24 protein-coding genes are annotated in these 24,169 nt (G+C 58.2%); 21 read left to right on the forward strand and 3 right to left on the reverse strand.

Going from position 1 to position 24,169, the window contains the following annotated elements; genetic code table 11:
* Positions 1 to 88 precede the first annotated feature (88 nt).
* The 6 genes from tilS to ispD all read left to right on the forward strand — a co-directional run bounded on the left by tilS (position 89) and on the right by ispD (position 6,764).
* Positions 89 to 1,417: a tRNA lysidine(34) synthetase TilS gene (gene tilS, locus ACW9JC_RS09545; protein ID WP_457454839.1), complete on the forward strand. Its 1,329-nt coding sequence runs from the start codon at positions 89 to 91 to the stop codon at positions 1,415 to 1,417.
* 274 nt (positions 1,418 to 1,691) lie between these two features.
* The gene (locus tag ACW9JC_RS09550) at positions 1,692 to 3,323 is read left to right on the forward strand and encodes a CTP synthase (protein ID WP_416128083.1); all 1,632 of its coding nucleotides are present in this window, start codon (positions 1,692 to 1,694) and stop codon (positions 3,321 to 3,323) included.
* A 5-nt stretch (positions 3,324 to 3,328) separates the two neighbouring features.
* Complete coding sequence (kdsA, locus tag ACW9JC_RS09555) at positions 3,329 to 4,174, forward strand: 3-deoxy-8-phosphooctulonate synthase (RefSeq protein WP_084322286.1); 846 nt, start codon at positions 3,329 to 3,331, stop codon at positions 4,172 to 4,174.
* Positions 4,175 to 4,330: 156 nt separating this feature from the next.
* Entirely contained in the window at positions 4,331 to 5,620 is a 1,290-nt protein-coding gene (eno, locus tag ACW9JC_RS09560) for a phosphopyruvate hydratase (RefSeq protein ID WP_046041152.1), read from the forward strand.
* A gap of 161 nt (positions 5,621 to 5,781) precedes the next feature.
* Positions 5,782 to 6,060, forward strand: a complete 279-nt coding sequence (gene ftsB, locus ACW9JC_RS09565) for a cell division protein FtsB (RefSeq protein ID WP_338585047.1) — start codon at positions 5,782 to 5,784, stop codon at positions 6,058 to 6,060.
* Positions 6,057 to 6,764, forward strand: coding sequence for a 2-C-methyl-D-erythritol 4-phosphate cytidylyltransferase (ispD, locus tag ACW9JC_RS09570; protein WP_457454841.1), 708 nt, complete (start codon positions 6,057 to 6,059; stop codon positions 6,762 to 6,764). Before ftsB ends, ispD begins: the two co-directional genes overlap by 4 nt.
* 96 nt (positions 6,765 to 6,860) lie before the next feature.
* Here the strand turns inward: ispD and ACW9JC_RS09575 are convergent, their stop codons facing one another.
* The gene (locus ACW9JC_RS09575) at positions 6,861 to 7,757 is read right to left on the reverse strand and encodes a LysR substrate-binding domain-containing protein (protein ID WP_457454843.1); all 897 of its coding nucleotides are present in this window, start codon (positions 7,755 to 7,757) and stop codon (positions 6,861 to 6,863) included.
* Between the two features lie 107 nt (positions 7,758 to 7,864).
* Between ACW9JC_RS09575 and ACW9JC_RS09580 the strand changes: the two genes are divergently transcribed.
* From ACW9JC_RS09580 to rpoS, 8 genes are all read left to right on the forward strand, one after another.
* A complete protein-coding gene (locus ACW9JC_RS09580; protein ID WP_457454844.1) occupies positions 7,865 to 8,977 on the forward strand; it encodes an S-(hydroxymethyl)glutathione dehydrogenase/class III alcohol dehydrogenase in 1,113 nt (370 codons plus the stop codon).
* An 8-nt stretch (positions 8,978 to 8,985) separates the two neighbouring features.
* Positions 8,986 to 9,834 carry an S-formylglutathione hydrolase gene (gene fghA / locus ACW9JC_RS09585; protein WP_457454846.1) on the forward strand — a complete coding sequence of 283 codons (849 nt, stop codon included), beginning with the start codon at positions 8,986 to 8,988 and terminating at the stop codon, positions 9,832 to 9,834.
* Between the two features lie 41 nt (positions 9,835 to 9,875).
* The gene (gene ispF, locus ACW9JC_RS09590) at positions 9,876 to 10,349 is read left to right on the forward strand and encodes a 2-C-methyl-D-erythritol 2,4-cyclodiphosphate synthase (RefSeq protein WP_034149878.1); all 474 of its coding nucleotides are present in this window, start codon (positions 9,876 to 9,878) and stop codon (positions 10,347 to 10,349) included.
* Entirely contained in the window at positions 10,346 to 11,404 is a 1,059-nt protein-coding gene (gene truD, locus ACW9JC_RS09595) for a tRNA pseudouridine(13) synthase TruD (protein ID WP_457454847.1), read from the forward strand. Before ispF ends, truD begins: the two co-directional genes overlap by 4 nt.
* The gene (gene surE, locus ACW9JC_RS09600) at positions 11,392 to 12,141 is read left to right on the forward strand and encodes a 5'/3'-nucleotidase SurE (RefSeq protein WP_457454849.1); all 750 of its coding nucleotides are present in this window, start codon (positions 11,392 to 11,394) and stop codon (positions 12,139 to 12,141) included. The genes truD and surE overlap by 13 nt, the downstream gene beginning before the upstream one ends.
* A gap of 41 nt (positions 12,142 to 12,182) precedes the next feature.
* The gene (locus ACW9JC_RS09605) at positions 12,183 to 12,818 is read left to right on the forward strand and encodes a protein-L-isoaspartate(D-aspartate) O-methyltransferase (protein ID WP_338586465.1); all 636 of its coding nucleotides are present in this window, start codon (positions 12,183 to 12,185) and stop codon (positions 12,816 to 12,818) included.
* 211 nt (positions 12,819 to 13,029) lie between these two features.
* The gene (locus ACW9JC_RS09610; protein ID WP_338585053.1) at positions 13,030 to 13,887 is read left to right on the forward strand and encodes a peptidoglycan DD-metalloendopeptidase family protein; all 858 of its coding nucleotides are present in this window, start codon (positions 13,030 to 13,032) and stop codon (positions 13,885 to 13,887) included.
* Between the two features lie 104 nt (positions 13,888 to 13,991).
* Positions 13,992 to 14,999: an RNA polymerase sigma factor RpoS gene (rpoS, locus tag ACW9JC_RS09615; protein ID WP_059407844.1), complete on the forward strand. Its 1,008-nt coding sequence runs from the start codon at positions 13,992 to 13,994 to the stop codon at positions 14,997 to 14,999.
* Between the two features lie 486 nt (positions 15,000 to 15,485).
* On the opposite strand, the gene fdxA is transcribed toward rpoS, so the two are convergent.
* Together fdxA and mutS are read right to left on the reverse strand one after the other, a co-directional pair.
* Complete coding sequence (gene fdxA, locus ACW9JC_RS09620; protein WP_338585054.1) at positions 15,486 to 15,827, reverse strand: ferredoxin FdxA; 342 nt, start codon at positions 15,825 to 15,827, stop codon at positions 15,486 to 15,488.
* Between the two features lie 141 nt (positions 15,828 to 15,968).
* Entirely contained in the window at positions 15,969 to 18,536 is a 2,568-nt protein-coding gene (gene mutS / locus ACW9JC_RS09625; RefSeq protein WP_457454874.1) for a DNA mismatch repair protein MutS, read from the reverse strand.
* A 211-nt stretch (positions 18,537 to 18,747) separates the two neighbouring features.
* Here mutS and ACW9JC_RS09630 point away from each other — a divergent pair, with 211 nt between their 5' ends.
* From ACW9JC_RS09630 to recA, 7 genes are all read left to right on the forward strand, one after another.
* Positions 18,748 to 19,482 carry a LexA family transcriptional regulator gene (locus ACW9JC_RS09630; RefSeq protein WP_448109870.1) on the forward strand — a complete coding sequence of 245 codons (735 nt, stop codon included), beginning with the start codon at positions 18,748 to 18,750 and terminating at the stop codon, positions 19,480 to 19,482.
* Between the two features lie 505 nt (positions 19,483 to 19,987).
* On the forward strand, positions 19,988 to 20,338 hold the full coding sequence (locus ACW9JC_RS09635; protein ID WP_457454851.1) for a phage holin family protein: 351 nt from the start codon (positions 19,988 to 19,990) through the stop codon (positions 20,336 to 20,338).
* 240 nt (positions 20,339 to 20,578) lie between these two features.
* On the forward strand, positions 20,579 to 21,142 hold the full coding sequence (locus tag ACW9JC_RS09640; protein ID WP_457454852.1) for a tail fiber assembly protein: 564 nt from the start codon (positions 20,579 to 20,581) through the stop codon (positions 21,140 to 21,142).
* A 234-nt stretch (positions 21,143 to 21,376) separates the two neighbouring features.
* Positions 21,377 to 21,940, forward strand: coding sequence for a glycoside hydrolase family 19 protein (locus tag ACW9JC_RS09645; protein WP_457454854.1), 564 nt, complete (start codon positions 21,377 to 21,379; stop codon positions 21,938 to 21,940).
* On the forward strand, positions 21,922 to 22,440 hold the full coding sequence (locus ACW9JC_RS09650; RefSeq protein WP_457454856.1) for a lysis system i-spanin subunit Rz: 519 nt from the start codon (positions 21,922 to 21,924) through the stop codon (positions 22,438 to 22,440). The genes ACW9JC_RS09645 and ACW9JC_RS09650 overlap by 19 nt, the downstream gene beginning before the upstream one ends.
* 80 nt (positions 22,441 to 22,520) lie before the next feature.
* Positions 22,521 to 23,021, forward strand: coding sequence for a CinA family protein (locus tag ACW9JC_RS09655; RefSeq protein WP_338585072.1), 501 nt, complete (start codon positions 22,521 to 22,523; stop codon positions 23,019 to 23,021).
* Positions 23,022 to 23,104: 83 nt separating this feature from the next.
* Positions 23,105 to 24,163, forward strand: a complete 1,059-nt coding sequence (gene recA, locus ACW9JC_RS09660; RefSeq protein ID WP_060541059.1) for a recombinase RecA — start codon at positions 23,105 to 23,107, stop codon at positions 24,161 to 24,163.
* Positions 24,164 to 24,169 lie beyond the last annotated feature (6 nt).

Raw genomic sequence — 24,169 nt, forward strand, 5'->3', positions numbered from 1 at the left:
CTTTTGATCTTGTTTTTTTAGAATCAAAGTCAAAAGATCGCAGCCTTCGGCAGCTCCTACAGGGATCTATGAGAAGCGATCAATCTCTATGAATTCTTCGAAGAGTGATCTGCCTTCCCGGCTTCTGCTCAGTCTGAAGCCTTGGCGCAACGCCTCCGCTTGGCACATCGCTTTCTCCGGCGGACTCGACTCAACCGTCCTGCTGCACCTTCTTGCTCACCTCGCAAAATCCCAATCCCTGCCGGCGCTGAGCGCCATTCATGTCCATCACGGTCTTCAGGCTGTGGCTGACGCGTGGCCAGAGCATTGTCGATTGCAGTGTGAGGCGCTGGGCATTCCGCTGCGGGTGGTTCGCGTGCAGGTCCAGCCCGGCGCCAGCCTTGAGCGTGCGGCCCGGGAGGCGCGCTATGCCGCCTTCAATCAGGTCACTCAAACCAATGAAGTGCTGCTGACCGCGCAACACCGCGACGATCAGGCGGAAACGTTGCTGTTTCGTCTGTTGCGCGGGGCCGGAGTGAGAGGGCTGTCGGGAATGCCGCGCCAGCGTCGGTTGGGCGGAGGGTATCTACTGCGGCCATTGCTCGATGTCACACGGGTCGAACTGGAAGCCTATGCCAGCGAAAATCATTTGAGCTGGATCGAGGACCCTTCCAATCAGGATCGACAGTACTCGCGCAACTACCTGCGTCATCAGGTGTTCCCGGTGCTGTGCGAGCGCTGGCCACAGGCGATGGCGACGATGGCGCGCAGCGCCGGGCATCTGAGCGAAGCGCAGGGATTGCTCGGTGATCTTGCGCAAATCGACTTGAACCAGGCGAGCACGCCAAGTGATTTCGATTGGCTGGGCTTGCCGTCCCTGGAAATGGCAACGCTGGAAAAGCTTTCCGCCGCACGCCAACGTAATGCGCTCAGCCACTGGCTTGAGGGGAGAACTCGACTACCGGACACTGACCACTGGTCGGGTTGGGAAGATTTGCGCGATGCCACCGGCGATGCGCGACCGATCTGGCGCTTGGCGGATGGCGAATTGCATCGGGCGGGTGGGCGTATCTGGTGGTTGTCCGGTGGCTGGTTGAAGCCCTTGCCCATCGCAGGAACATGGCCCGACCCCGCGCTACCTCTGGCGTTGCCCGATAACGGCGTTGTCACGCTGACCGGGCAAATCCCCGATGGTCCCTTGCAGATCCGCTATCGTGAAGGAGGCGAGGCGATGGAATTGCCGGGTCGTGGTCATCGTGACTTGAAGCGTTTGCTCAACGAACGTGGTGTGCCGCAATTCGTGCGCGGCAGATTGCCGCTGCTGTTCAAAGGCGAGCAATTACTGGCGGTGCCGAACCTTCAGGGGCTGGATGGCGGTGCGGCGGGTGACTGGAATCTGCATTGGCAGCCACTGAACGAAGATCAAGGTTTGAGCTGAAAGGGGCTTTCCGGTAGACTACGCTCCCTTCTTGATACAACTTCTGTGGATTCGCCTGAATTGCAGGAGTTGCCGATTACCAAGCAGTCTTTGCTGGGCGATTCCAAAAAATGTGTAGCGAGCAACGTACCGGTGTTTCATCTTCCGGTCTGTCCCAACGCGGCGGTTTTTTTGAAAGGTGCACTGTGATTAATGCAGGTGATCGGGGGCTTCGGCCTTCCTTCGCTTTCCCCGGCGGCTCGGACCGCTTTAACGCAGACTTCTAGGGTTTTTCATGACGCGCTACATATTCGTCACGGGCGGTGTTGTTTCTTCATTGGGGAAAGGCATTGCATCGGCATCATTGGCGGCCATCCTGGAGGCGCGGGGACTTAAGGTCACCATGCTGAAGCTGGACCCGTACATCAACGTCGACCCGGGCACCATGAGCCCGTTCCAGCACGGTGAAGTGTTCGTCACCCACGACGGCGCCGAGACCGACCTGGACCTGGGCCACTACGAGCGGTTCATCCGCACGACTATGACCCAGAACAACAACTTCACTACCGGCCGTGTCTACGAGCACGTGCTGCGCAAAGAGCGCCGTGGTGACTACCTGGGTGCAACCATCCAGGTGATTCCGCACATCACCGATGAAATCAAGCGCCGCATCATCAAGGGTGCAGGCGATGCCGACGTGGCAATGGTCGAAATCGGTGGCACCGTAGGTGACATCGAGTCGCAACCGTTCCTCGAAGCCATCCGCCAGTTGCGTTTCGAAGTCGGCGCCAAGCGCGCGATGCTGATGCACCTGACATTGGTGCCGTACATCGCCACTGCCGGCGAAACCAAAACCAAGCCAACCCAGCATTCGGTCAAGGAACTGCGTTCAATCGGCCTGCAGCCAGATGTGCTGGTATGCCGCTCCGATCACCCGATCGATGTGTCGTCGCGTCGCAAGATCGCGCAATTCACCAACGTTGAAGAACGTGCGGTGATCGCGCTGGAAGACGCCGACACCATCTACAAGATCCCGGGCATCCTGCACTCCCAGGGCCTGGACGATTTCGTCGTCGAGCGTTTCGGCCTGCAATGCGGCGGTGCCGATCTGTCCGAGTGGGAAGCCGTGGTCGACGCCAAGCTCAACCCTGAGCACGAAGTCACCATCGCCATGGTCGGCAAGTACATGGAACTGCTGGACGCCTACAAGTCGCTGATCGAAGCGATGAGTCACGCCGGCATCAGCAACCGCACCAAGGTCAACCTGCGCTACATCGATTCCGAAGACATCGAAAACCAGGGCACTGCGCTGCTGGAAGGCGTCGACGCGATTCTGGTTCCTGGCGGCTTCGGTCTGCGTGGCGTGGAAGGCAAGATCACCGCCGTCCAATACGCTCGCGAAAACAAGGTTCCATACCTGGGTATCTGCCTGGGCATGCAAGTGGCCGTGATCGAGTTCGCTCGTAACGTCATGGGCTGGAAAGACGCCAACTCCACCGAGTTCGATCGTGCAAGCGGTCACCCGGTCGTGGGTCTGATCACCGAGTGGGAAGATGCCACCGGTGCCGTCGAAACCCGTACCGAAACCTCCGACCTGGGCGGCACCATGCGCCTCGGCGCGCAGGATTGCCTGCTGGAGCCGGGTTCGCTGGTTCACGGTTGCTACGGCAAGGACGTGATCGTCGAACGTCACCGTCACCGCTACGAAGTAAACAACAACCTGCTGCCGCAAATCATCGAAGCCGGCCTGAAAATCTCCGGTCGTTCCGGCGATGGCGCGCTGGTTGAAGTGGTTGAAGCACCGGATCATCCATGGTTCGTCGCTTGCCAGTTCCACCCGGAGTTCACTTCGACGCCACGCGACGGTCACCCGTTGTTCAGCGGTTTCGTTAAAGCTGCTTTGGCTCAACACCAGAAGAAGGCGTAAACCTGATGGCGCAGAAGATCATCCGCGTAGGCGATATCGAGATTGCCAACGACAAGCCAATGGTGCTTTTTGGTGGCATGAACGTGCTGGAAAGCCGCGACATGGCGATGCAGGTCTGCGAAGAGTACGTAAAGGTTACCGAGAAACTGGGTATCCCTTACGTGTTCAAGGCCAGCTTCGACAAGGCCAACCGTTCCTCCGTGACCTCTTACCGTGGCCCCGGCCTGGAAGAGGGCATGCGGATTTTCCAGGACATCAAGCAAGCTTTCGGCGTGCCGATCATCACCGACGTCCACGAGCCTGAGCAGGCCGCGGTCGTCGCTGAAGTCTGCGACATCATCCAGTTGCCGGCCTTCCTGTCGCGCCAGACCGACCTCGTGGTCGCGATGGCCAAGACCGGTGCAGTGATCAACATCAAGAAAGCCCAGTTCCTCGCGCCTCAGGAAATGAAACACATCCTGAACAAGTGCGTGGAAGCGGGTAACGATCAGTTGATCCTTTGCGAACGCGGTTCGAGCTTCGGCTACAACAACCTGGTCGTCGACATGCTCGGCTTCGGCATCATGAAGCAGTTCGAATACCCGGTGTTCTTCGACGTAACCCACGCGCTGCAAATGCCTGGCGGTCGTTCCGACTCCGCCGGCGGCCGTCGCGCCCAGGTCCTGGATTTGGCAAAAGCCGGCATGAGCCAGTCTCTGGCCGGGCTGTTCCTCGAAGCCCACCCGGACCCGGACAACGCCAAATGCGACGGCCCTTGCGCCTTGCGTCTGGACAAACTGGAGCCATTCCTGGCCCAGCTCAAAGCTTTGGACGAACTGGTGAAGAGTTTTCCGACGGTAGAAACCGCGTAATCCTCATTTCTCCGGTAAAGTACCGCACGATTTAACGCTCAGGCCCTCGGGCCTGAGCCTTGTCGTCTGCAAGACTGCCCGCTGCACCTCGCTTGCCGACGATTGAAGATTTCCTACAGCTGCGTCGTTTTCGTCAACTTTGGAGTGTTTACAACAATGGCTAAAATCGTCGACATCAAAGGTCGTGAAGTTCTCGACTCCCGTGGCAACCCCACCGTGGAAGCGGATGTGCTTCTCGATAACGGCATCATCGGCAGCGCTTGCGCGCCGTCCGGTGCTTCCACTGGCTCGCGTGAAGCGCTCGAGCTGCGTGATGGCGACAAGAGCCGTTACCTGGGCAAGGGCGTACTCAAAGCCGTAGGCAACATCAACGGTCCGATCCGCGACCTGTTGAAAGGTATGGACCCAAGCGACCAGAAAGCCCTCGATCTGGCGATGATCAAGCTCGACGGTACTGAAAACAAAGGCTCCCTGGGCGCCAACGCGATCCTCGCCGTTTCCCTGGCCGCGGCCAAGGCAGCAGCACAGGACCAGGACCTGCCGCTGTACGCTCACATCGCCAACCTGAACGGCACTCCGGGTGTTTACTCGATGCCGGTTCCGATGATGAACATCATCAACGGTGGCGAGCACGCCGACAACAACGTCGACATCCAGGAATTCATGGTTCAGCCGGTTGGCGCCAAGTCTTTCTCGGAAGGCCTGCGCATGGGCACCGAAATTTTCCACCACCTCAAAGCTGTGCTGAAGGCCCGTGGCCTGAGCACCGCCGTCGGTGACGAAGGTGGTTTCGCACCTAACCTGGCGTCCAACGAAGACGCACTGAAAGTGATCTCCGAAGCCGTGGCCAACGCTGGCTACAAACTCGGCACCGACGTGACCCTGGCTCTGGACTGCGCGGCCAGCGAATTCTACGAAGACGGCAAGTACAACCTGTCCGGCGAAGGCCAGGTGTTCACCGCTGAAGGTTTCGCCGATTACCTGAAAGGCCTGACCGAGCGTTACCCGATCATCTCCATCGAAGATGGCCTGGATGAGTCCGACTGGGCTGGCTGGAAGATCCTCACCGACAAGATCGGCGAGAAGACTCAGCTGGTAGGCGACGACCTGTTCGTGACCAACACCAAGATCCTGAAAGAAGGCATCGATAAAAAGATCGCCAACTCGATCCTGATCAAGTTCAACCAGATCGGCACCCTCACCGAAACCCTGGAAGCCATCCAGATGGCCAAGGCTGCCGGTTACACCGCCGTGATCTCGCACCGCTCGGGCGAAACCGAAGATTCGACCATTGCCGACCTGGCCGTGGGCACTTCGGCCGGCCAGATCAAGACCGGTTCCCTGTGCCGTTCCGATCGCGTCTCCAAGTACAACCAACTGCTGCGTATCGAAGAGCAGTTGAACGGTAAAGCCAAGTACAACGGCCGCAGCGAATTCCGCGGTTGATGTAAAAAGTCAGCGGATTGTGTCGGAAAAATCGCTACAGCGACGTTTTTGCCACTAATCTGATGCCTTATCAGCACAAGCCTGGTTCTTCCAGGCTTCGTGCTATCAGTAGCTTCATGTTTTGGTATGGCTGTCTTTTTTCACTGGATACCTGATATTCGATGCGCAGTCCCAATTGGTTGTTCCTCGTCCTGCTCCTGCTGCTGGCTGGCCTGCAATACCGCCTGTGGGTGGGTAATGGCAGTCTGGCGCAAGTGGCCGAGCTGAAGCAGCAGATCGCGGATCAGGAAGCTGAGAACCAGGTGTTGCTTGAGCGCAATCGGGTGATGGACGCTGAAGTCAGCGAGTTGAAAAAGGGCATGGAGACCGTTGAAGAGCGGGCTCGCCATGAGTTGGGCATGGTCAAGGACGGTGAAACCCTTTACCAGTTGGCGCAATGAACCAGACGTTACCGGCCTTCTGGGCCGTGATTCCTGCCGCGGGCGTCGGTGCCCGTATGGCCGCGGACCGTCCCAAGCAATACTTGCAACTGGGTGGTCGCACTATTCTCGAACACAGCCTCGGCTGTTTCCTTGATCATCCTTCCCTGAAGGGGTTGGTGGTCAGTCTTGCTGTTGATGATCCTTATTGGCCGAACCTGGCCTGTGCCGGCGATGCGCGCATTACGCGGGTTGAGGGCGGCTCGGAACGTTCCGGGTCGGTGCTCAATGCCTTGCTGCATTTGCATGCTCAGGGTGCCGGTGATGAGGATTGGGTGTTGGTTCACGATGCAGCGCGACCGAATCTCAGTCGCGACGATCTGGACAAACTGCTGGCCGAACTGGCTGACGATCCTGTCGGCGGACTGCTGGCGGTTCCCGCACGGGATACCCTCAAGCGCGTCGATAAACACGGTCGAGTTGTCGAGACCGTGGATCGCAGTGTGATCTGGCAGGCGTACACGCCGCAGATGTTTCGCCTTGGCGCGTTGCATCGGGCGTTGGCCGACAGTCTGGTGGCGGATGCCGTGGTTACCGACGAGGCGTCGGCCATGGAGTGGGCTGGTTTATCGCCGCGCCTGATCGAGGGGCGAGCGGATAATCTCAAGGTTACCCGGCCTGAAGATCTGGAGTGGTTGAGACAGCGTTGGGCTCACCGTCGCTAAAAGATCGCAGCCAGCGGCAGCTCCTACAGGGGGATCCGCAAATGAATGTCATACCCCAATCCCGTAGGAGCTGCCGAAGGCTGCGATCTTTTGATCTTAAATCCTGTACTCCGGCCGTTCGGCCAGTCCCTCCTTCAAAAAATCCACCAGCTTGCGCACCTTCGGCGACAGATGCCGTTGCTGCGGATACAGCGCCCAAACCGCTGTGTTCGGCGGTTGGTGCGCCTCCAGCAGCGAAATCAAGGCTCCGCTTTTCAGATGTTCGAGCACGTAATAGTCCGGCAACTGACATAGCCCCACGCCCTGTAACGCCGCGTCCAGCACCGCTTGCCCGCTGTTGCAGCGCCAGTTTCCCTGCACACGTTGCGAAAACTCCCGCCCGTTTTGTTCCAGTTGCCACAGGTCCGAGCTGCCGATCAGGCAGTTGTGACGGCTCAATTCCGACAAGCTGTGTGGGCGACCATACCGTTCAACGTAGGAAGGTGACGCACAGAGAAACATGCGTCGCGGAGCGAGGCGAGTAGCGACTAACCGTGAGTCTTGCAGACGCCCGAGGCGGATCGCCAGGTCGAGGCCTTCGTGCACCAGGTCGAGTTGGCGGTTGCTCAGTTCAATGTCGATCCGCAGTTGCGGATAAAGACCCATGAAACGCGTCACCAACGGCACGATGAAGCGTTCGCCGTAAGCCACCGCGCAAGTCATGCGCAACATGCCTTTGGGTTCGCTGGTCAAATCGCCCACCGCTCGCAACGCTTCTTCGCGCCCATCCTGCAAGCGTTGGCAATGTTGCAGAAACGTTTGCCCAGCCTCGGTCAGCGTGACCCGACGAGTGCTGCGATAGAGCAAACGGGTTTGCAATCGCTCTTCAAGGCGTACGATTTGTCGACTGACATGGGAAGAAGAAACCCCAAGACGCTCCGCGGCAGCGGTGAACTGGCTGCATTCGGCGACGGCGACGAATTCGTCGATCCCTTCCCAGCGATTTTCAGACATCAATGATTATCCCTGTGCAGCAATAATATTTTGCATTTGCCCAGATTATTCATCGTAAGGCCATGTATTACACTCCCTGTCTCGTTTTTATTCATTGGAGCATCACCATGATCAAGTCACGCGCCGCCGTTGCATTCGAGGCCAAGAAACCTCTGGAGATCGTTGAAGTTGATGTCGCCATGCCCAAGGCAGGTGAAGTGTTGCTGCGCGTGGTGGCTTCCGGTGTTTGCCATACCGATGCCTACACCCTTTCCGGCGCTGACCCGGAAGGCATCTTCCCGTCGATCCTCGGCCACGAAGGTGGAGCAATCGTTGAAGCGATCGGCGAGGGCGTGACTTCCGTCGCCGTCGGCGATCATGTCATTCCGCTGTACACCCCGGAATGCCGTCAGTGCAAATTCTGCCTGTCGGGCAAGACCAACCTCTGCCAGGCCATTCGTGCGACCCAGGGTAAAGGCCTGATGCCTGACGGTACTTCGCGCTTTTCCTACAAGGGACAGCCGATTTTCCACTACATGGGGACGTCCACATTCTCCGAGTACACCGTGCTGCCGGAAATCTCCGTCGCCAAGATTGCTAAAGAAGCGCCGCTGGAAAAGGTCTGCCTGCTGGGTTGCGGTGTCACCACCGGCATCGGCGCAGTGCTCAATACTGCCAAGGTGAAACCAGGTGATACCGTGGCCATTTTCGGCCTTGGCGGCATCGGTCTGTCGGCAGTCATCGGCGCGGTCAAAGCCAAGGCTGCACGCATCATCGCCATCGACATCAACCCGGCGAAATTCGAGATCGCCAAACAGCTGGGTGCAACCGACTGTGTGAACCCGAAAGATTTCGATCGTCCGATCCAGGAAGTCATCGTCGACATGACCGATGGCGGCGTCGATTTCTCGTTCGAGTGCATCGGCAACGTGCAATTGATGCGCGCCGCCCTTGAGTGCTGCCACAAGGGTTGGGGCGAGTCGGTCATCATCGGTGTCGCCGGTGCCGGCCAGGAAATCTCTACTCGTCCATTCCAGTTGGTCACCGGTCGCGTCTGGCGCGGTTCGGCATTCGGTGGCGTGCGTGGCCGTACCGAGTTGCCAAGCTATGTGGAAATGGCCGAAACCGGCGAAATCCCGTTGGACTCTTTCATCACCCACACCATGGGCCTGGAAGACATCAACAAGGCATTCGACCTGATGCATGAAGGAAAAAGCATCCGCTCCGTCATCCATTTCTGAGGTCTGCCATGAGCCTGGAAAATATCTCCTGCCAGAAAAGCTTCGGCGGCTGGCACAAACGCTATCGACATCGCTCCGACGTGCTTGGTTGCGACATGGTGTTTGCCGTGTACCTGCCACCGCAAGCGGAGCAGGGCGGCAAGCTGCCGGTGTTGTATTGGCTGTCCGGCCTGACCTGCACCGACGAGAACTTCATGCAGAAGGCCGGCGCCATGCGCATGGCCGCCGAGCTGGGGCTGATCATCGTCGCACCGGACACCAGTCCGCGCGGCGCCGATGTGCCGGGTGATCCGGACGGTGCCTGGGACTTCGGTCTCGGTGCCGGCTTCTATTTGAATGCCACGCAGGAACCCTGGTCGCGGCACTATCGGATGCATGACTACGTCGTGCAGGAATTGCCGGCATTGGTCGAAGCCCATTTCCCGGCGTCGGACAAGCGCGGCATCAGCGGTCACTCCATGGGTGGCCACGGTGCGCTGGTCTGTGCGTTGCGCAATCCGGGGCGTTATCTGTCGGTGTCGGCGTTCTCGCCGATCAACAATCCGATGGACTGCCCTTGGGGGCAGAAGGCGTTCTCTCGGTATCTGGGCGAAGACCGTTCGAAGTGGCGCGAGTGGGATGCCTGTGCATTGATTGCCGAGGCGGACGAAAAACTGCCGCTGCTGGTCGATCAAGGCGATCGCGACGATTTCCTCGCCACCCAGCTCAAGCCTGAAGCCTTGCAACAGGCGACCAAACTGGCCGGTCATCCGCTGACGTTGCGCCTGCAACCCGGCTACGACCACAGCTATTTCTTCATTGCCAGTTTCATCGAAGATCACTTGCAACATCACGCGCATGCTCTACGCACTCAATAGCAGGTAGAATCACGCCCTGACAAAAATCGGGGCGTTTTTTTATGCGTATTGGCCACGGCTATGATGTGCACCGTTTCGCTGAAGGCGATTTCATTACTCTGGGCGGCGTGCGGATCGCACACAGCTTCGGGCTGCTCGCTCATTCCGACGGTGACGTCCTGCTGCACGCCTTGAGCGATGCCTTGCTCGGCGCTGCTGCGCTGGGTGACATCGGCAAGCATTTCCCGGATACCGACCCGCAATTCAAAGGCGCCGACAGCCGTGCGCTGTTGCGTCATGTCGTCGCACTGATCCACGCGAAGGGCTGGAAGGTCGGCAACGTCGATAACACCATCGTTGCCCAGGCGCCGAAAATGGCGCCGCATATCGAATCGATGCGTGCGCTGATTGCCGCGGATCTTCAAGTTGAGTTGGATCAAGTGAACGTAAAAGCTACCACCACCGAAAAGCTTGGCTTTGTCGGTCGCGAAGAAGGCATTGCCGTGCATTCCGTTGCCTTGTTGCTGCGCGCATGAACGAACTGCAACTACTCGGCCCGCGTGCCTATGGCGAAGCCCTCGGCACAGCGGTACTGAAGGCGATCGCGGAAGATTTCCAGGTCGATGAAGTCCTTGATATTCCCCTGAGCGGCGACGGCGAACACCTGTGGATCTGGGTGGAGAAGCGCGGCCTGAATACTGAGGAGGCGGCACGGCGGATCGCTAAAGCTGCCGGCGTGCCGCTGCGCACCGTCAGCTATGCCGGGCTCAAGGATCGTCAGGCGCTGACGCGCCAGTGGTTCAGCGTGCAACTGCCGGGCAAGGCCGACCCGGATTTGTCCGCGGCAGAAAACGACACGCTGAAAATCCTCAAGACCAGCCGACACAAACGCAAGCTGCAACGCGGTGCGCACTCGGCCAACGGTTTCACTTTGCGCCTGACTCAGTTCGCCGGTGACAAGGCTGCCATCGAAGAGCGCCTGCAACTGATCGTCAAACACGGCATCCCCAATTATTTCGGCGCGCAGCGCTTCGGGCATGACGGCGGTAACGTGGTCGACGCCCGTGCCTGGGCTGCGCGCAAGGCCTTGCCGGAGCAGCGTAACGTGCGTTCGCGTCTGCTCTCGACCGCCCGCAGTTTTCTGTTCAATCAGGTGTTGGCCGCGCGTGTCGCCGACGGCACCTGGCAGCGCGCCCAGGTCGGTGACCTGCTGGCGTTCACTGATAGCCGCAGCTTCTTTCCGGCCGGTGAGGCCGAGTGCAGCGACCCGCGTCTGGCGATTCTCGATCTGCATCCGACCGGCCCGCAGTGGGGCGAAGGTGACTCGCCGGCCACGGGCGCTGTCCATGAACTGGAGCAGGCGATTGCCGCGCGCGAAGCAGACCTTCGCGATTGGTTGATCAACGCCGGTATGAGCCACGAACGTCGCATCCTGCGGCTGCCCATTGGTGGGTTGACGTGGCATTATCCCGAGCCTGACATTCTGCAACTGGAATTCGTCCTTCCGGCCGGATGCTTCGCCACCGTATTGGTGCGCGAGCTCGTTGATCTGGTGCCGGTGGGGCAGACGGACAGCCCATGCGTATTCTGATTTCTAACGACGATGGGGTAACCGCACCCGGTCTCGCCGCGCTTTATGCTGCGCTGGCGGATTACACCGAATGCGTGGTTATCGCCCCGGACCAGGACAAAAGCGGCGCCAGCAGCTCGCTGACGCTCGACCGCCCGTTGCACCCGCAGACGCTGGGCAACGGCTTTATCAGCGTCAACGGTACTCCCACCGATTGCGTGCACCTGGGCCTTAACGGCTTGCTGGAGCGCGAAGCGGACATGGTGGTTTCCGGGATCAACCTGGGCGCCAACCTGGGGGACGATGTGCTGTATTCCGGCACGGTGGCGGCAGCTTTGGAAGGGCGTTTTCTCGAGTGTCCTGCGTTCGCCTTTTCGTTGGTCTCACGACAAGTCGAGAACCTTCCTACAGCGGCGTACTTTGCGCGAAAACTGGTCGAGGCCCATGCTGATCTCGACTTGCCACCGCGCACGGTACTGAACGTGAACATTCCCAACTTGCCGCTGGAACACATCCGCGGCATTCAGTTGACCCGCCTCGGGCATCGCGCCCGCGCCGCAGCGCCGATCAAAGTGGTCGACCCGCGGGGCAAGGCAGGTTACTGGATCGCCGCAGCAGGGGACGCCGAAGACGGTGGGCCAGGCACCGATTTCCATGCTGTCATGCAGGGGTATGTTTCGATCACCCCGTTGCAACTGGATCGCACCTTCAACGATGCCTTCAGAAGTCTTGATGGCTGGCTGGAGGGGCTGCGCTGATGACTCGTGGACAAGACGATATGCTGCATCGCGGCATCGGCATGACCTCGCAGCGGACCCGCGAGCGGTTGATTCAGCGTCTGTACGAGGAAGGAGTCTCCAACGCCAAGGTGCTGGAAGTCATCCGTCGTACACCGCGTCACCTGTTCGTCGACGAGGCACTGGCGCACCGGGCCTACGAGGATACCGCGCTGCCGATCGGCCATAACCAGACCATCTCCCAGCCTTATATGGTGGCTCGCATGAGCGAGTTGCTGCTGGAAGCCGGGCCGCTGGACAAGGTCATGGAGATCGGCACGGGTTCGGGTTATCAGACGGCGGTGTTGTCGCAACTGGTCGAGCGGGTTTTTTCCGTGGAGCGCATCAAGGTGCTGCAAGACCGGGCCAAGGAACGCCTGATCGAGTTGAACCTGCGTAACGTGGTTTTCCGCTGGGGCGATGGCTGGGAAGGGTGGCCGGCGTTGGCACCGTACAACGGCATCATCGTGACGGCGGTGGCCACCGATGTGCCCCAGGCCTTGCTCGATCAATTGGCGCCAGGGGGGCGTCTGGTGATCCCGGTCGGCTCCGGTGAGGTGCAACAATTGCTGCTGATCATTCGAGAAGAACAGGGTTTTTCCAGACGGGTTCTGGGGAACGTTCGCTTCGTTCCATTGCTCAACGGGCCACTGGCCTGAGCATTTATTTCAGCGCGCTGAATTCTCTTCGATGGCCTTTGTCTTACAGCGGCGTCGATTGGTTAAACGGGTTGTTTTGTCAGACAGCAAACGTGTGCGCGATGCCATTTCGCTTCATTAAGGGTAAAGCTTGCACGGCCCGTTATACTTGCGACATTTCGTGCCGGAACACGGCAAATCACATTTTCAGCCACCACAAAGGGAGCGGCGGGTGAGTCTCACAGTCATAGCGCAGCGTATGGGTAAAACGAGCTTTCAGCGCCTGGTGACTGGCCTTGTCATGAGCACCTTGCTGGTCGGTTGTTCCAGCAACAAATCCAGCGACGTGCGCGTCGTCGACCGCAACAATGCCGCCGCCCAGCGTCCGGCAGTGACGACCGGGCAATACGTCGTTCGACCGAAAGACACCTTGTTCTCGATCGCTTTCCGCTACGGCTGGGACTACAAGGCCCTGGCTGCACGCAACAACATCCCGGCGCCTTACACGATCCATCCGGGTCAGACGATTCGCTTCGATGGCCGCACCGGTTCAACGCCGACAACGGTGGTCAGTTCCTCGAATTCAACACCTTCCTCTTCGAGTAAAACCACGGTCATTCGTCGTCCCGTCGACGGTGGCACTCCCACCACGGCGGTGGTTGTACCGTCCGTCGCCAACAAGCCGGCACCCGCTCCATTGCCTCCTCCGGGCCCGGCCCCGACCGGCTGGGGATGGCCATCTAATGGCATTTTGATTGGAAAATTCTCTTCAAACGGTAGTTTGAATAAAGGAATTGATATCGCCGGAGATTTGGGACAGCCTGTTTTAGCTGCGTCTGATGGGACGGTGGTATACGCCGGGAGTGGCTTAAGGGGCTACGGCGAATTAGTCATCATCAAACACAGCGAAACCTACGTCAGTGCCTACGGACATAACCGCAGGCTGTTGGTTCGGGAGGGGCAGCAGGTCAAGGTCGGACAGACAATTGCCGAAATGGGGTCAACGGGTACAGACCGGGTGAAACTGCATTTTGAGATTCGCCGCCAAGGTAAACCTGTAGATCCACTGCAATTCCTGCCGCGTCGTTGATCGCTTCCAGCCTGTTCCGTCACGTAGAGGGGACAGGCTCCAGCGTTGCCAAGGATAAAGGCGCCGCTTGAGCTTGAGGTCGAACTCACCAAAGGACTATAACAATGGCTCTCAGTAAAGAAGTGCCGGAGTTTGACATCGACGATGAGGTTCTCCTGATGGAGACCGGCATCGGTACGGATTCGATGTCGAATGATGAAGGGGCGGCTCCACCTTCCGTTCGTGCCAAATCCAAACACTCCGCGTCGTTGAAGCAACACAAGTACATTGACTACACGCGGGCACTTGATGCCACGCAGCTGTACCTCAATGAAATCGGCTTTTCCCCTCTGTTGTCCCCCGAAGAAGAAGTTCATTTTGCGCGACTTTCGCAAAGTGGCGATCCGGCCGGGCGCAAACGCATGATTGAAAGTAACCTTCGGCTGGTGGTGAAAATCGCCCGGCGTTACGTCAATCGTGGCTTGTCGCTGCTCGATCTGATCGAAGAGGGCAACCTCGGCTTGATCCGGGCGGTGGAGAAGTTCGACCCTGAACGCGGCTTCCGCTTTTCGACCTACGCAACCTGGTGGATTCGTCAGACCATCGAGCGCGCGATCATGAATCAGACCCGGACCATCCGGTTGCCGATCCATGTGGTCAAAGAGCTCAACGTGTACCTGCGGGCTGCACGGGAGCTGACGCAAAAACTCGACCATGAACCCTCACCCGAAGAAATCGCCAACCTGCTGGAAAAACCGGTGGGAGAGGTCAAGCGCATGCTGGGCCTGAACGAGCGGGTTTCTTCGGTCGACGTCTCGCTGGGTCCGGATTCGGATAAAACCCTGCTGGACACCCTTACCGACGATCGCCCAACCGATCCATGCGAACTGTTGCAGGATGACGACCTGTCCCAGAGCATCGATCAATGGCTCTCGGAGCTGACCGACAAGCAGCGCGAAGTGGTTGTACGCCGCTTCGGCCTGCGCGGTCACGAGAGCAGTACCCTTGAAGACGTAGGCCTGGAAATTGGCCTGACCCGGGAACGGGTCAGACAGATTCAGGTTGAAGGCCTGAAGCGTCTTCGGGAGATCCTGGAGAAAAACGGCCTGTCGAGCGAGTCGCTGTTTCAGTAACCGACGCGTGTAACAGGTAACAAAAAGCCCCGACTGGTTCGGGGCTTTTTGTTGCCCGAACGAAGTCGGTCGCACGACTGTGCAATCAGCGCAGGTTTGTAGTCTTGCGTTGTAAGCCTTTGCTTACTGTTTCGTAAGTGTTCGTTATTTTTACACTGTGGTAGTCGGCAGGGCTTTCTTTTGAATTGAGACATGCCATTGAAAAATAACGGTATTTATAAAGATTAACGGCGTGTGACAGCGTGCCACGGTACTTGAGAGCGGTTGCTCTGATCCGGGATCGCTTTAGTATCTGGGTTGTGTCGACGGACAGACACGCCCTTCAAGGATGAGGGGAACGGAAATCGCAGGACGCGATTCATCAGGACGATGAAAAGGAACACAGGGAATAAGGAAAAAATGTGGGCGGGTCAAACCGCCCCTTTTTTTCGCCCGCAGAAAAGCAAAAAGGCCCTTGTGGGGCCTTTTTCGGGAACGCGGGGGTAATCAGCGTTCGAGGTGTTCCAGCTTGCTGCTACCTATAGATTTGTTGATGACGCGATCGAACTCTTCGGCATCAGGCAACGAATCTTTCTTCTCGGTGATGTTCGGCCAGATTTCAGCCAGCTCAACGTTCAGCTGAATGAAGTTTTCCATGCCGGCAGGGATTTCATCTTCGGAGAAGATGGCCACAGCAGGGCATTCAGGTTCGCACAGTGCGCAGTCGATGCACTCATCCGGGTGAATCACCAGGAAATTTGGGCCTTCGTAAAAGCAGTCCACCGGACAGACTTCTACGCAGTCGGTGTACTTGCACTTGATGCAGTTGTCGGTGACGACGAAGGTCATTTCTAATTTTCTCCTCAGGCGCGGCTTGCTGCGCCCCTTCACGTGGGGGTCGCATGGTTTGGGAGCGATAGTCTGCAGGCCAGGCTAAAGCCTGCAGCATCCCAAACCGCGCGAGATTCTAACAGCTTGCAAGGCTATGCGTTAGATCCGTGTCTTTAGTGTATAGAGCATTTCGAGTGCACGACGCGGCGTCATGTCGTCCAGGTCGAGCTTGGCCAGTTCATCCAGCACCGGATGCGGCAGACTGGCGAACATGTCGCTCTGCTGCGGCGCGGCCGGTTTGCCTTTGGTTGGCTTGGGCATTTCATGGGGCAGGGCGGTGTCTTCGAGACGGCTCAAATGCTCACGTGCGCGCACGATCACTTCGCTTGGCACACCGGCCAACTGCGCCACCGCCAAGCCGTAGCTCTGGCTGGCAGGCCCCGGCAGCACGTGGTGCAGGAACACGATGCGTTCGTTGTGCTCGGTGGCATTGAGGTGCACGTTGGCCACCAGCGGCTGGGCTTCCGGCAGGACCGTCAGCTCAAAGTAGTGGGTGGCGAACAGCGTGTAGGCGCGCAGGTGCGCCAGCCGTTCCGCCGCCGCCCAAGCCAGGGACAAGCCGTCGAAAGTACTGGTGCCGCGGCCGACCTCGTCCATCAGCACCAGGCTGCGTTCGGTGGCGTTGTGCAGGATGTTCGCGGTTTCGCTCATTTCGACCATGAAGGTCGAACGCCCGCCGGCCAGGTCATCGCTGGAACCGATTCGGGTGAAGATGCGGTCGACCAGCGACAACTCACAACTGGCTGCCGGCACGAAGCTGCCGATGTGCGCCAGCAGCACGATCAAAGCGGTCTGGCGCATGTAGGTGGATTTACCGCCCATGTTCGGACCGGTGATCACCAGCATGCGCGTGTTGTCGTCGAGGCTCAGGTCGTTGGCCACGAACGGCGTGGTCAAAACCTGTTCGACCACTGGGTGACGACCCTGGGTAATGCGCATGCACGGCTCGCTGACGAAGCGCGGGCAGTTCAGGTCGAGGTTCAGTGCACGCTCGGCCAGGTTGCTCAAAACGTCCAGCTCAGCGAGAGCGCCGGCGGTGTCCTGCAACGGCGGCAATTGCGAGATCAGGTCTTCAAGCAAGGCTTCATAGAGCATTTTCTCACGAGCCAGCGCACGGCTCTTGGCCGACAGCGCCTTGTCTTCGAAGGCCTTTAGTTCCGGCGTGATGAAACGTTCGGCGCCTTTGAGCGTTTGGCGACGGATGTAATCGGCCGGCGCCGATTCAGCTTGCTTGCTCGGCAGTTCGATGAAGTAACCGTGGATGCGGTTATAGCCGACCTTCAGGTGCGACAGGCCGGTACGGGCCTTTTCGCGGGCTTCGAGGTCGATCAGGAATTGCCCGGCGTTCTCGCTCAACGATTGCAGTTCATCGAGTTCGCTGTCGTAGCCGGTCTTCAACACGCCACCGTCGCGGATCACCGCCGGCGGGTTGTCGATGATGGCTTTTTCCAGCAGCGCCGCCAGTTCCGGGTAGGTGCTGGTGGTCGTCGCCAGTTGTTGCAGGTGCGGGGCTTCCAGTTCAGTCATCGCCACTTGCAGCGCTGGCAGTGCGCCGAGGGCATCACGCAGACGTGCGAGGTCACGCGGGCGGGCATTGCGCAGGCCGATTCGCGCGAGAATCCGCTCGATGTCACCAATTTCCTTGAGCTGCGGTTGCAGCTTCTCGAAACGGTACGCGTCGAGCAGGCAAGTGATCGACGTCTGGCGTGCCAGCAAAACGGTCAGATCGCGCAGCGGACGGTTCAGCCAACGGGTCAGCAGACGGCTGCCCATGGCGGTCTGGCAACGGTCGACCACCGATTGCAACGTGTTGTCACGACCGCCGGAGAGGTTGGTGTCCAGCTCCAGGTTGCGACGGCTGGCGCCGTCGAGCACCACGGTGTCGTCCAGGCGTTCATGGCGCAGGCTGCGCAAGTGCGGCAGGGCGGTGCGCTGGGTTTCTTTGGCGTAGGCCAACAGGCAACCGGCGGCGCCGATGGCGAGCGTCAGGTTTTCGCAGCCGAAGCCTTTGAGGTCTTGGGTAGAAAATTGCTGGCAAAGACTTTTCAACGCCGAATCACGCTCGAAATCCCACGGCGCACGGCGACGAACCCCACGACGCTTTTCCGCTGGCAAATCCTTCGGCCAGTCATCCGGGATCAACAGCTCTACAGGATTGACCCGCTCCAGCTCAGCCAGCAGGTTTTCCCAGCCCTTGATTTCCAGCACGCTGAAGTTGCCACTGGTGATATCCAGCACGGCCAGGCCGAACAGGCGTTCATCACCCAGCACGGCAGCGATCAGGTTGTCGCGACGTTCATCCAGCAGCGCCTCGTCACTCACCGTCCCCGGCGTAATGATCCGTACCACCTGACGATCCACCGGCCCTTTGCTGGTGGCCGGGTCGCCGACCTGTTCGCAGATCACCACCGACTCGCCGAGCTTCACCAGTTTCGCCAGGTAACCTTCGGCGGCGTGGTAAGGAATCCCGCACATCGGAATCGCCTGCCCGGCCGACTGCCCGCGAGCGGTCAGTGTGATGTCCAGCAACTTGGCGGCCTTCTTCGCGTCTTCGTAGAAGATCTCGTAGAAGTCACCCATTCGGTAGAACATCAACTGGTCGGGGTGCTGATTCTTCAGGCGCCAGTATTGCTGCATCATTGGGGTGTGGGAGGACAGGTCGGACAGGGCTTTATTCATCGGGGATCGGAAAACTCGTCGAAAGGTGTGGGGCAAAAGTGGGTCATCGGCCCGGCTTTTCCGCAATGGGCGCAAGATTAACATGGGCGGTCTGTCGGACGCAGGCACGAACGCCACGCGGTTGGTTTCTGCCGGGTTATGCGCCTTTAATGCAATTCTGCATTTGCCTCCCGCGAAAAGAACAAGCAATATGCGCGTTATGCAAAAACGCAATGTTTCTACCGTCTTAAGAGCGCTGCTCGATCAGCACGGGATCTCCCCCACGGAGCTTCACCGTCGCACCGGCGTGCCTCAATCCACACTCTCGCGGATTCTCAGCGGGAAGATCGTCGATCCTTCGGATAAACACATTTCGAAGATCGCCGAGTACTTCGCCGTGAGCACCGACCAATTGCGCGGCCGCGCGGAAGTCACGCCAGCTGGCATTGGCGCGCGCGAAGAACTGCATTCGGAACTCAAGGACATAAGTCTGTGGGACGACGATACCCCCGTCGATGACGACGAGGTGTCGGTGCCCTTTCTTCGTGAGGTTGAATTGGCTGCGGGATCAGGAAGATTCGTCATCGAAGAGAGCGAGCGCTCTAGCCTGCGCTTTGGCAAGCGCAGCTTGCGCCATAACGGTGTGCAGTTCGACCAGGCCAAATGCGTGACCGTGCGTGGCAACAGCATGTTGCCGGTGCTGCGCGACGGTGCCACGGTCGGGGTCAATGCCGGCAAATGCGGGATTGGCGACATCATTGATGGCGACCTTTATGCAATCAACCATAACGGCCAGTTGCGGGTAAAACAGCTTTATCGCCTGCCGACCGGGATTCGTCTGCGCAGCTTCAACCGCGATGAACATCCGGATGAGGACTACAGCTTCCAGGAAATGCAGGAGGAGCAAATTGTCATCCTCGGTCACGTCTTCTGGTGGGGCATGTACGCCCGTTAACCTCACCGCTGTCAGATAAAACCCGCCATCGAGCGGGTTTTTTTTCGCCTGCCAAAAGCCGCCAGCGCCTTTGTCTATGGACCTTCCATGCATTTGTGCATTTGATGCGCATAAATAAATGCATTTATGCATTGACTGTATATGCATCCATGCATATTCTTTGTCTCAAGCCGCTCAACAAAGCGGCTCGAAATGAAGCTCTTTAGTTCCACCAAAAAAGGCAGCGATGAACCGGCCTCAACGGTTCAGAGGGTTGGCAACTGACCCGGGTGTGCAGCGTAAAGCACCAGAAGCAGTTATCCGGCGGGCAGGGACCGCGGTCGGAAAAACAATTTGAATGGACCCGTACCGCGCCAGTAGCGCCGAAAGGTCGACGCGAAGGACCGCATTACTGAAAAGCCCGACGCGAGTCGGGCTTTTTGGAATGCCTACCTGATGTCAGGCGCACAAGAGACAGCGATTGAACCCAACATCTATCACTCATCAATCACCCGGGAGGCGTGAAATGACAAACGAGCAACAAGCGTTGCTGGACATGCCGATCTGGCTCGTCATCGTCCTCGCCCTGGTGGGCGGGGTGTCCGGCGAAATGTGGCGCGCCGACAAGGACGGCGCCCGCGGCTGGTCACTACTGCGGCGGCTGGCCTTGCGCTCCGGCGCCTGCATGGTCTGCGGGGTCTCGGCCATCCTGCTGCTGTACGCCGCCGGCGTGTCGATCTGGGCCGCGGGCGCCTTTGGTTGCCTGACGGCGATGGCCGGGGCGGATGTAGCCATCGGGCTATATGAGCGCTGGGCGGCCAAACGGATCGGGGTGTGTGAAGTGCCGCCCCGTGATTCTCGCTCCGACCAGCAGTGAATCTTTCGACGCATGAACAAGACCGAAAAGACAGCACTCGCTGCAAGATCGCGGCAACTTGCCTGATACCGACGACATAACGCTCTGCCACTTATTATGTCCACATCATCAAATTTTTACCCCATCTAATATTGCGTGTTTATACACGCTCGCCCGAGTTGCCAATAAAGGCAAATTGACTCGACTGAACTTGGTTACAGTCTGGGTTTTAATGTTGTTTAAAAAAAGAGAGAGGTGTTTATGGTTTATTACTATGTGAATCAATTTACCAAGGTGCTTGAAGGGCCTGTAGACCTGACGCCCGGTCCTGGTGGTGAATTGCCTTATACCGCGATTTCCCTGCCGCAAGCTTTGCCACCTGCGGATGCTGGATATGTGTGGGTGTGGCATAACGATGCTGCCGTTCAATTGATTGACTTGCGCAACAAGCCGTTTTACCGAAAAGACAGTGGGATAGAGGAATATGTACTTGTGCCGGGACCGCTACCTGATTATCTCACTGATAAACCTTATCCTGGGATGTATTACTTTTGGTTGAACGACGATTGGGTGCTGGATGTGGAGGCACAGTACGCAGGAAAAGTCAGGGAGGCAGCAATCGAACAGGATATTCGACTGAGTAAAGCGGTTATTCGTGTAGCTCCATTGCAGTTTGCCTACGATTTTTATGAGGCAAGCGCTACGCAAGTTGCGGCTTTGTTGGAGTGGAAGCGTTATACGATCAATCTGGGCGCTATTGATAAACAGCCTACTTATCCCCTTGCCATTGTTTGGCCTGATACGCCACAAGTTGTAACCGAATAACTGGAACTAATGCTTCGGTTTGATTGGTTGCAATAGGTTGTTCACCTGCCGCTGTTAGTCGGCGGTAGGTGAAGAATTACTCCCATGGTGTGCTCAATTATAAAATTTATGTACATGTCTAAATAGTGATGGTGTGCAATGAATCTGTTTAAATTTTCAGAGAGAAAAGCGCAAATGGAGATATCAAATGGGTACTTCGCAGATGCGTCATTTTCTTAAAAGTATGGAGTCTTCATGACGATCACCCAACAACAGCTACTAAGCATTATGCCCGGCGCCCGATTTCACGCCGGTGTTTTCATCTTGTCTCTTAACGACGCTATGGTTCGTCACGATATCAACACCCCAAAACGCATGGCCGCTTTCCTGGCACAAGCCGGTCATGAGTCAGGGCAGTTGCAATACGTGCGTGAGCTGGGCGGCGATCAATACTTGAGCAAATACGATACCGGTGCGCTGGCTGCTTTCTTGGGCAATACCCCAGAACTCGACGGAGATGGTCAGCGTTATCGCGGCCGAGGGCTGATCCAGATCACCGGTCGCCACAACTATTATCAGTGCAGCCTTGGCCTGTTCGGCGACGAACGTCTGCTTGCCCAGCCTGAACTTCTGGAGCAACCGCAATGGGCCGCCGAATCCGCCGCGTGGTTCTGGGAGCAGAACGGTCTCAATGAACTGGCCGACCGCGACCAGTTCAACAGCATCACCCGCCGCATCAATGGCGGCTTGAACGGCTTGCAGGATCGCTTGCAGCTGTGGGCGCGGGCGAGGGCGGTGTTATGTCAACCCTCGATCTGATGTCCTGGCGCTTTATAGGCATTGTTGTGCTGGCCGGTTGTTCTGCGGCACTGGCCTGGCACTTTCAGGATTGGCGCTATGGCCGGCAACTGGCGGAACAGGCTCGTTTGCACAGCGAAACGCTGAACCAAATGACTCAGGCCAACGCCACCCAGCAGCGTTTGGAGCAGGAAAAACGCCTGGTCCTGGAGCAGCAATTGTCAGCCAGCGAACAAAATCATTACCGAGTGTTGAGTGATGCCCAACGTAATCAGGATCGCCTGCGCGATCGTCTTGCCACTGCTGATGTGCGCTTGTCAGTCCTCCTCGATGCCAGTGACGCAGCTGCAATCTATACAGTGCCAGCCGCCGCCGGCCCCGGCAGCGTGGATCATGGCGCCGTACGCGCCCGACTTGACCCGACGCATGCTCAACGAATTATCGCTATCACCGATGCCGGCGACCGCGGACTGATCGCCTTGCAGGCTTGTCAGGCCTACGTCAGTGCGCTCATCCGCTAACATCTTGATCGACCCTGTAACTTGCAAGCGCGATGCGCTCGTGTACGGTAGGTCTCATTCCGCCCGATCAGGAGATGACCGTGAAAGTAATCACCCAACTGGCCGCTGACCTTGGCAGGCAATTGCAGCTTCTCAATGCCCACGTATCCACGGCCGAATCTTGTACCGGTGGCGGGATCGCCGAGGCAATCACCCGCATTCCAGGCAGCTCGGCGTGGTTCGAGGCCGGTTATGTCACCTACTCCAACTTGCAGAAAAACCTGCAACTGAATGTTCCGGTGGAGTTGTTCACCACGGTGGGGGCGGTCAGTCGCGAGGTGGTCGAAGCGATGGCCAAAGGCGCGCAGGATAAAAGCCGTGCGTTTTTTTCCGTGGCAGTCAGTGGCGTGGCCGGGCCGGACGGTGGTTCGCCGAGCAAACCGGTGGGCACGGTTTGGCTGGCCTGGGGCGTTGGTGAGCGAGTGTTCAGCGAGCTGCAGCACTTCCCCGGTGACCGCGACGAGGTCCGCCGACAAACGGTTAAGGCCGCGCTAGAGGGGCTGCTGCGCTACACCGCGGAAGAAATCTCAAATCGGGGGTAGGCGATCCGGAATCGCTGTGGAATAATACTGGCTACTTATACAGGTGTTGGCCGTCAGGCCTTATTGATTACGTGAGGACTTTAATGGACGACAACAAGAAGAAAGCCTTGGCTGCGGCCCTGGGTCAGATCGAACGTCAATTCGGCAAGGGTGCCGTAATGCGTATGGGCGATCAGGATCGTCAGGCGATCCCGGCCATCTCCACTGGCTCTCTGGGTCTGGACATCGCTCTCGGCATCGGCGGTCTGCCAAAAGGCCGTATTGTTGAAATCTACGGTCCTGAATCTTCCGGTAAAACCACGCTGACCTTGTCCGTGATTGCCCAGGCTCAAAAAGCCGGCGCGACCTGCGCATTCGTCGATGCCGAACACGCCCTCGACCCTGAGTACGCCGGCAAGCTGGGCGTCAACGTCGATGACCTGCTGGTTTCCCAGCCGGACACCGGCGAACAGGCCCTGGAAATCACCGACATGCTGGTGCGTTCCAACGCGGTTGACGTGATCATCGTCGACTCCGTGGCCGCTCTGGTGCCAAAGGCTGAAATCGAAGGCGAAATGGGTGACATGCACGTGGGCCTGCAAGCCCGTCTGATGTCCCAGGCGCTGCGTAAAATCACCGGTAACATCAAGAACGCCAACTGCCTGGTGATCTTCATCAACCAGATCCGTATGAAAATCGGCGTGATGTTCGGCAGCCCGGAAACCACCACCGGTGGTAACGCGCTGAAGTTCTACGCTTCGGTTCGTCTGGACATCCGTCGTACTGGCGCGGTGAAAGAAGGTGATGAAGTCGTTGGTAGCGAAACCCGCGTCAAGGTTGTGAAGAACAAGGTGGCTTCGCCGTTCCGTCAGGCCGAGTTCCAGATTCTTTACGGCAAGGGCATCTACCTCAATGGCGAGATGATCGACCTGGGTGTTCTGCACGGCTTCGTTGAAAAATCCGGTGCGTGGTATGCCTATGAAGGCACCAAGATCGGTCAGGGCAAGGCTAACTCGGCCAAGTTCCTGGCAGACAATCCGGAAATCGCGGCGAAGCTCGAGAAGCAACTGCGCGACAAGCTGCTGTCGCCTTCGTCGGTAGCAGACGCCAAAGCTTCTGCAGTCAAAGAGACCGAAGACGATCTGGCTGACGCTGATATCTGATTGATC

This window comes from Pseudomonas sp. SDO5591_S426 (genome assembly GCF_054070755.1).